Source organism: Massilia sp. ST3 (genome assembly GCF_018119405.1).
Classification (GTDB): Bacteria; Pseudomonadota; Gammaproteobacteria; order Burkholderiales; family Burkholderiaceae_D; genus Telluria.
The window spans coordinates 73,297-80,218 of record NZ_JAGPWC010000021.1 but is presented as its reverse complement, the minus strand read 5'-3'; the positions used below and the strand labels follow the sequence as shown (position 1 = coordinate 80,218).

The 6,922-nt window shown below is 68.3% G+C and carries 9 protein-coding genes; 5 read left to right on the top strand and 4 right to left on the bottom strand.

Annotated features, from left to right (window positions below; all coding sequences use genetic code 11):
- Positions 1-153 precede the first annotated feature (153 nt).
- Positions 154-606, bottom strand: coding sequence for a CBS domain-containing protein (locus KBW98_RS09740; protein WP_211519930.1), 453 nt, complete (start codon positions 604-606; stop codon positions 154-156).
- A gap of 210 nt (positions 607-816) precedes the next feature.
- On the opposite strand from KBW98_RS09740, the gene KBW98_RS09735 reads away from it, so the two are divergent.
- The 5 genes from KBW98_RS09735 (at position 817) to KBW98_RS09715 (ending at position 4,795) form a co-directional block, all read left to right on the top strand.
- Positions 817-2,127 (top strand): O-acetylhomoserine aminocarboxypropyltransferase, encoded by a 1,311-nt coding sequence (locus KBW98_RS09735; protein ID WP_211519929.1) that lies wholly within the window; start codon positions 817-819, stop codon positions 2,125-2,127.
- Between the two features lies 1 nt (position 2,128).
- The gene (locus KBW98_RS09730) at positions 2,129-2,953 is read left to right on the top strand and encodes an alpha/beta fold hydrolase (protein ID WP_211519928.1); all 825 of its coding nucleotides are present in this window, start codon (positions 2,129-2,131) and stop codon (positions 2,951-2,953) included.
- 14 nt (positions 2,954-2,967) lie between these two features.
- Complete coding sequence (locus KBW98_RS09725) at positions 2,968-3,285, top strand: DUF962 domain-containing protein (RefSeq protein WP_211519927.1); 318 nt, start codon at positions 2,968-2,970, stop codon at positions 3,283-3,285.
- A gap of 31 nt (positions 3,286-3,316) precedes the next feature.
- Positions 3,317-4,258: a hypothetical protein gene (locus tag KBW98_RS09720; RefSeq protein WP_211519926.1), complete on the top strand. Its 942-nt coding sequence runs from the start codon at positions 3,317-3,319 to the stop codon at positions 4,256-4,258.
- A 99-nt stretch (positions 4,259-4,357) separates the two neighbouring features.
- Positions 4,358-4,795 carry a hypothetical protein gene (locus KBW98_RS09715; RefSeq protein WP_211519925.1) on the top strand — a complete coding sequence of 146 codons (438 nt, stop codon included), beginning with the start codon at positions 4,358-4,360 and terminating at the stop codon, positions 4,793-4,795.
- A 201-nt stretch (positions 4,796-4,996) separates the two neighbouring features.
- Here the strand turns inward: KBW98_RS09715 and KBW98_RS09710 are convergent, their stop codons facing one another.
- From KBW98_RS09710 to KBW98_RS09700, 3 genes are all read right to left on the bottom strand, one after another.
- A complete protein-coding gene (locus KBW98_RS09710; protein ID WP_211519924.1) occupies positions 4,997-5,200 on the bottom strand; it encodes a hypothetical protein in 204 nt (67 codons plus the stop codon).
- A 92-nt stretch (positions 5,201-5,292) separates the two neighbouring features.
- Positions 5,293-5,532 (bottom strand): hypothetical protein, encoded by a 240-nt coding sequence (locus KBW98_RS09705; protein WP_211519923.1) that lies wholly within the window; start codon positions 5,530-5,532, stop codon positions 5,293-5,295.
- 25 nt (positions 5,533-5,557) lie between these two features.
- Positions 5,558-6,889, bottom strand: coding sequence for a YihY family inner membrane protein (locus KBW98_RS09700; RefSeq protein WP_211519934.1), 1,332 nt, complete (start codon positions 6,887-6,889; stop codon positions 5,558-5,560).
- Positions 6,890-6,922 lie beyond the last annotated feature (33 nt).

Sequence of the window (6,922 nt, the reverse complement as noted above, 5' to 3'; positions counted from 1 at the left end):
ACCACCACCACGGTGGGCACCACCGCCGCCTGCTACGCCAACGCGACCGCGGCGGCGGGCGGGCGGGGGGGGGGCGCCCCCCCCCCCCCCCCCCCCCCCCCCCCCGGGCCCGGGGGGGGGGGGGCCCCCCCCGACCCTACCGCAGGCGGTAAATCAATCCGTCGCGGTCTCTTCGGCCGGCCAGTCGCGGATGTAGGCCTTGAGCATGCGGTTCTCGAAGCTTTGCGCTTCCAGCACGGCCTTGGCCACGTCGTAGAACGAGATCACGCCCAGCAGGGTGCGGGCGTTCATCACCGGCAGGTAGCGCGCGTGCTTTTCGAGCATGATGCGGCGCACTTCGTTCACCTCGGTGTCCGGGGTGACGGTAATCGGGCTGTCGTCCATGTGCTTGCGCACCGTGCCGGCGCCCAGGGAGCCGCCGTTTTCGCGCAGCGCCTTGATCACCTCGCGGAAGGTCAGCATGCCGACCAGGTCACCGTACTCCATCACCACCAGCGAGCCGATGTCTTTCTCGGACATGGTTGTCGCCGCGTCGACCAGCGGCGTGTCGGGAGCGACGGTGTAGAGGACTTCACCCTTGACCTGCAGGATCTCGGAAACTTTCATGTTGGCCACCCCGGTTTCGTTGAGAAGAGCGCTAGAAGAAGATACTTTTGTATAAGCCATAACTCCGACTCTAGCTGATGCCCGTCAAAAAATCCAGCACCGCGCTCGAGGCTAACACCTAGGCTATCAATTCGGTATAGACAACTAGTTGCGCAAAGTTAAATAAATGCTAGGATGCCCGCCATCTTCACTCCCGATGAGTACCAGACGATGAGCGGTCCCCGTTATCCCGGTTTCGACACCCTCTCCCTGCACGCTGGCGCCACGGCCGATCCGGCCACCGGCGCACGTGCGACCCCGATCCACTTCACGTCCTCGTTCGCCTTCCGCGATTCGGACCACGCCGCGGCGCTGTTCAACATGGAGCGCGCCGGCCATGTCTATTCGCGCATCTCGAACCCGACCAACGCGGTGCTGGAGGAGCGCATCGCGGCCCTCGAAGGCGGCGTGGCCGGCATCGCCACCGCGAGCGGCCAAGCCGCGATGCACCTGGGCCTGGCCACCATCGCTGGCGCGGGCGCCCACATCGTGGCCTCGCGCGCCCTGTACGGCGGCTCGCACAACCTGCTCTCGTACACCCTGCGCCGCTTCGGCGTCGAAACCACGTTCGTGGACCCGCGCGACCTCGACGCCTGGCGCGCGGCGATCCGCCCCGATACCAAGGTCCTGTTCGGCGAAACCCTGGGCAACCCGGGCCTCGACGTGCTCGACATCCCGTCCATCGCCGCCATCGCCCACGAGCACGACCTGCCGCTGATGGTCGACGCCACCTTCACCACGCCGTATCTGCAGCGCCCCTTCGACCTGGGCGCCGACCTGCTGTTCCATTCGGCCACCAAGTTCCTGTGCGGGCACGGCACCGCCATCGGCGGGCTGCTGGTGGACGGCGGCACCTTCGACTGGCAGGCCGCGCACGAGCGCAGCGGCCGCTTCCCGGAACTGTGCGAACCGTATGAGGGCTTCCACGGCATGGTGTTCGCCGAGGAGTCGACCGTCGGCGCCTTCGCCCTGCGCGCGCGCCGCGAAGGCCTGCGCGACTTCGGCGCGGCCATGAGCCCGCACAACGCCTTCGCCATCCTGCAGGGCGTCGAGACCCTCGGCCTGCGCATGGAGCGCCACGTCGCCAACACGCGCAAGGTGGTCGAGTTCCTGCTGTCGCATCCCGCGGTGGAGTCGGTATCCTACCCGGAGCTGGAGAGCCACCCGGACCACGCCCTGGCCCAGCGCCTGCTGCCGAAGGGCTGCGGCGCCGTGTTCACCTTCAACCTCAAGGGCGACCGCGCTGCCGGGCGCCGCTTCGCGGACGGCCTTCAGGTGTTCTCGCACCTGGCCAACGTCGGCGACGCCAAGTCGCTCGTCATCCATCCCGCATCGACCACCCACTTCCGCGTGCCCGCCAGCCAGCTGGCCGCGAGCGGCATCAGCGAGGGAACCATGCGCCTCTCGGTCGGCCTGGAAGATCCGGACGATCTGATCGACGACCTCAAGCGCGCCCTGAAGCTGGCCCAGAAAGGAGCCTGAGATGCTGCTGAACGTACAAGGCAAGCAGGCCTACTGCTACACCGGCGGCAAGGCCTTCGACCCCGCGCTCCCGGTCATCGTGCTGGTGCACGGGGCCCAGAACGACCACTCGGTCTGGGGCCTGCAAAGCCGCTACCTGGCCCACCACGGCCATGCGGTCCTGATTCCCGACCTGCCCGGCCACGGCCGCAGCGCGGGCCCGGCGCTGGGCAGCGTCGAGGAACTGGCCGACTGGCTGCTGGCCCTGCTCGACGCCGCCGGCGTGCAACGGGCCGTCCTGGGCGGCCACAGCATGGGCTCGCTGATCGCGCTGGAGGCGGTGCACCGGGCGCCCCAGCGCGCACTGGGACTGGCCCTGCTGGGCACCACCTATCCGATGAAGGTCTCGGACGCCCTGCTCGAGACCTCGCGCAGCAACGAGGAGGCGGCGATCGACATGGTGAACATCTTTTCGCACTCCTCGATCGCGCACAAGCCCTCGTCCCCGGGGCCGGGCTTCTCGGTCATGGGTGGGGCGCGGCGCCTGATGCAGCGCATGTCGGCGCGCAATCCCGACCAGCTCTTCCACACCGACTTCGCCGCCTGCAACAGCTATGCGAACGGCGAGGCGGCCGCCGGCGGCGTCGCCTGCCCGACCCTGTTCATCCTGGGCAGCAAGGACATGATGACCCCGCCCCGTTCCGCGAAGCTGCTGACCGGCGCGATCAAGCATGGCAAAATCGTCACTGTGGATGCGGGCCACTCGCTGATGACCGAGGCCCCGGACGCCGTGCTCGACGCCTTGTCGGCGTTCGCCAGGTCCGCAGTTTCCACGCTCGCCACCTGAACAGGAGACGCCCGATGAGCACCCCTGCCCGTGCACGCTTTGCCAGTTTCGCGGAGTTCTATCCCTACTACCTGAGCCAGCACGAGGACAGGCGCTGCCGCCGGGCGCATTTCTTCGGCACCTCGTCGGCGATCGCCGCCATCGCCCAGTTCATCGACAGCATGAACTGGTGGTGGCTCCTGTTCGCCTTCGTGAGCGGCTACGGCGGGGCCTGGATCGGCCACTTCTTCTACGAGAAGAACAAACCGGCCACCTTCGACTACCCCTGGTATTCGTTCCGGGCCGACTGGGTCATGTACTGGCAGATGCTGACCGGTAAACTCAGCTGGTGAGGCCCACCCATCGCAAGCAGAAGGAGGCAGCGTGACGGAAAAACTGTTCACCAGCTGGCACCTGCTGCTGTTCTACTGGCGCGAGTTCTGGCTGTTCCGCTCCCCGGCGACGCGCTGGTTCCTGGCCCTGTTGTTCCTGCTGCCCTGGGTCTCGCTGCGCCGGGTGGGCTACGGCCACATGCACGCGCCGCATGGCTTGTTCTCCCGATACCGGGCGCGGCAGCAGGCGCGTTTCGCCGGACTGATTCAGGCTGGCCATTTACCGGCGGCCATGTCTCCAAATGGCCTCGCGGCCGCCTTCGCGCCTGCGGCCGACCCCTGCGCGGCGCGCATCCATGTCGCCGCCGATGGCCGGCTGAGCTGCAAGGTCGTCGCGAAACGCGGGCGGCGCCACCTCTACTACTGCCACCGGACCCTGGACCTGGGCCGCAAGGTCGCCAGGCACGACTATCTGGTAATCCATCCCCGCTACCGCGGCGGCCTGGATCTCAAGCACATCCTGGCGGCCTCGCTGTCGCTCTACGACCAGGTCGGGCTGCAGGCCATCGAACTGACGGCCGGGCTGTCCATCGGCGGATCGTTCTGGCCCAAGCTCGGCTTCGTCCCGGATGCGGCCGACTGGCCGGCAGTCATCGCCACCGTCAAGCGCAACTATGCCACCCTGCCGCCGGACGAGATCGAGGCCTTCGACCGCCTCCACGACAAGGCGAATGCGCTGCATGATCTGGTCGAGCAGCTGTGCGATCCGCAGCGGCCGCTGAACATCCGGCAAATCCGCGAGATCCGGCTGCCGAAGCGGGCCGTGGTGACGGCGCCGGCAAAACGCCGGTTCGGCCTGCCCGCGAAGCCGCCGCCCGAGCCCTTGTCGCTCGGCATCCGGCTGCTGTCCGGCGCGCGCTGGCACGGCAGCCTGGACCTGCTGGACACGCCCAGCAGGCAGAGGCTGGAACGCTACCTCAAGGCCGAGCACTGAATTTGTTTCCAGAAACACAAGCCCGTTCGTGGGGCGGATTGCAGCCGCCTGCCGTTCGGTGTATCGTTGCCGTACAACCGGCTGTTCCAGTCGACGCTTATGTTCCACAATTTCTATTCAAAATTACAACGCCTGCTCGCGCCCCAGGATCCCTGGGCCCGTGACGAGGCGCTTCTCGAGCAACGCGATCCTGCGTGGGATGCCGATCTGCGCCTGGCGGACGCGCGTGCCGCCATCGCCGATGGCGTCGGCCTCGATGCCGTGTGCACGGTCTATCCCGATCTCGCCGGGCAACTCCGGACCAACGCGCAGCACGCCACCGGCGCCGTCACGGCTTCGGCCAAGGAAGTCGGCGACGTCATCCGGTATGTCACGGTCGACACGGGCGTCGGCCAGATGCTTGCGGCCGGCGGCATGGGCGCGCCGGCCGACGCGGCCGGCCCACACCGCATGGTCTATCGGGGCGAGCCCCTTTGGGGCTTCCACTTCCGCCGCGCGCGCAAGAAAGCCAGCGAAGCGCGCCGCGTCGCCTTCTGACCGGTCACTGGCGGCGGCTGCTGTTCGCCTCCGCGAGCGGCTATGGCGAAGCCCGGACCGGCCAACTCTTCCATGAGAATGACAAGCCGGCCACCTTCGGCCATCCCGGGTGTTCCTGTCGCGCCGACCGGGCATGTACTGGCAGATGCTCGCCGGCAAGCTCAGCTGCGAATGGCCGCCCTTCGCCAGCGGCGGCGCCCGCTAGCGAAGCCCCAGCTCGCGCCGCAGCTTGAGCACATCGTGCGCATAGCCGTCCGGTAGTGCGCCGTGGCTGGGGCCCAAGGGGCCGCGGTCGACCGCGATGGCGGGGTCGACCGGCGTGCGCACGAAGCGGTCCAGCACGCGCTGGGCGCGCTCGCGGCCACCGAAGCAGTAGGCGAAATGGACTTCCCCTTGGATCTGCATGCCGGGCAGCGACGCGCGTTCCAGGCGCGCCAGACGCGCAGGCGCGGCGAATAGACGTTGGCGTTCAGGCGCAGGGTGACCGAACAGCCAGCCTAGTTCGTGCTCTCGGTCTCGAAGCCGATCTCGTGCCGGAAGGCGCCGCTCCGCCGCCGGCACGCCTGCTTCGATTTCAGGTGAGGGAAGCCCGGTCCGGACAAGGCCTCGCCGATGCGCGCGCAGGAGGCCAGGTAGACCTCGCGCGGCCGCTCGTCATTGTAGGGAAGACCAGGCCAAGGCGACGTGATCCCGCCGGCCCGTTCGCCGGGATTGCTGAAGAGCGTGTAGCGCGGCATCGGGCGTCTCCTTGTTGTCTCGCGATCAGGCTGCGGGCGCACCCCCGGCCTCCGGGGCCAGGGCGAAATGCTCGGCCAGGGTCTGGTACAGTCCCTGCTCGACGGCGCTCTCGACCTGGCGCGCCAGCACGCCCGTATCGACCGAGAGCGGCGTCTGCGGCGCCGGCTCGTCGCGCTGGCCCACCTCCGCCTCGCTGTGGTCGAACACGAACAGGCGGTACACGTCGGCCAGCCTGAGCCTGTTTGGATCGACCAGCAGCACCCAGTTGTCGGCGGTCTCGCGCACCCCACGGCCCCAGCGCGAACGCGCGCCGACCTCGTCCTGCACCCGCCCGACCCAGCCCGCCGCCACCATCTTCTCCAGCAGCATGCCCATCTCGTCGTAGCCGATGCGGGTGTGGGCGCGCACCGTCGCGCTCGACACCAGGGCGGTGCCGGTCAGCCGCGCACTGCCGTGCAGCACCTTCAGCACGGCCATTGCGTCGACAAATGCGCTGCCCGGCGCCGGCTGGTGCCACCAGCGCTCGTACTTGACCACCGGCAGCGCCGCCGTCAGCACGGCGCCGACCAGGGTGATCAGCCAGGACACGTACATCCAGATCAGGAACAGCGGCAGCGCGGCCAGCGCGCCGTAGATGATGGCGTAGGTCGGGAACTGGCGGATGAACAGGGCGAACACCCGCTTGGCGATCTCGAAGGCGATCGCGGCCGCCAGCCCTCCCCAGACGGCGTCGCGCCAGGCCACCGAGCGGTTCGGCACGGTGATGTAGAGCAAGGTATAGGCGCCGGTGGTCAGGGCCACCGAGATCACCGTATAGAACAGCGCGCCCACGAAAGGTACGGCCTTGGTGACCGTGAACAGCTGTGCGCTGGCGGTCAGCGACAGGCCGAACAGGATCGGCCCGAGCGATACCAGCGCCCAGTAGATCAGGATGCGCTGCGACAGGCGGCGCGGCCGGCGCACGCCCCAGATCTGGTTGAAGGCGCGCTCGATCATGCCCATCATGGCGGCCGTGGTGAACAGCAGCGCCACCGCGCCGACCGCCGACAGGCCCTTGGCCTTGCTGGCGAACTGTGTCAGGTTCGAACTGACCGTGTTGGCGATGGCCTTGGGCATCAGGTTCTGCACGAACCAGGTATCGAGGGCCGTGCGCAACTGACCGAACACGGGAAACGTGGTAAAAATGGCCAGGACGATCGTCAGCAGCGGCACCAGGGCCAGGGTCGTGGTGAAGGTCAGGCTGCCTGCGACCTGGGGCAGTTTCTCCTCCGTCAGGCGGCGCCGCGCGAAACGCACCAGGTCGCGCGCCTCGCCCAGGGTCAGGCCGCGGACGCGGTCGGCGCCGGCATTGAACATCCCGCTGGTGGTGCGCGAGAGATGGTGGACGGT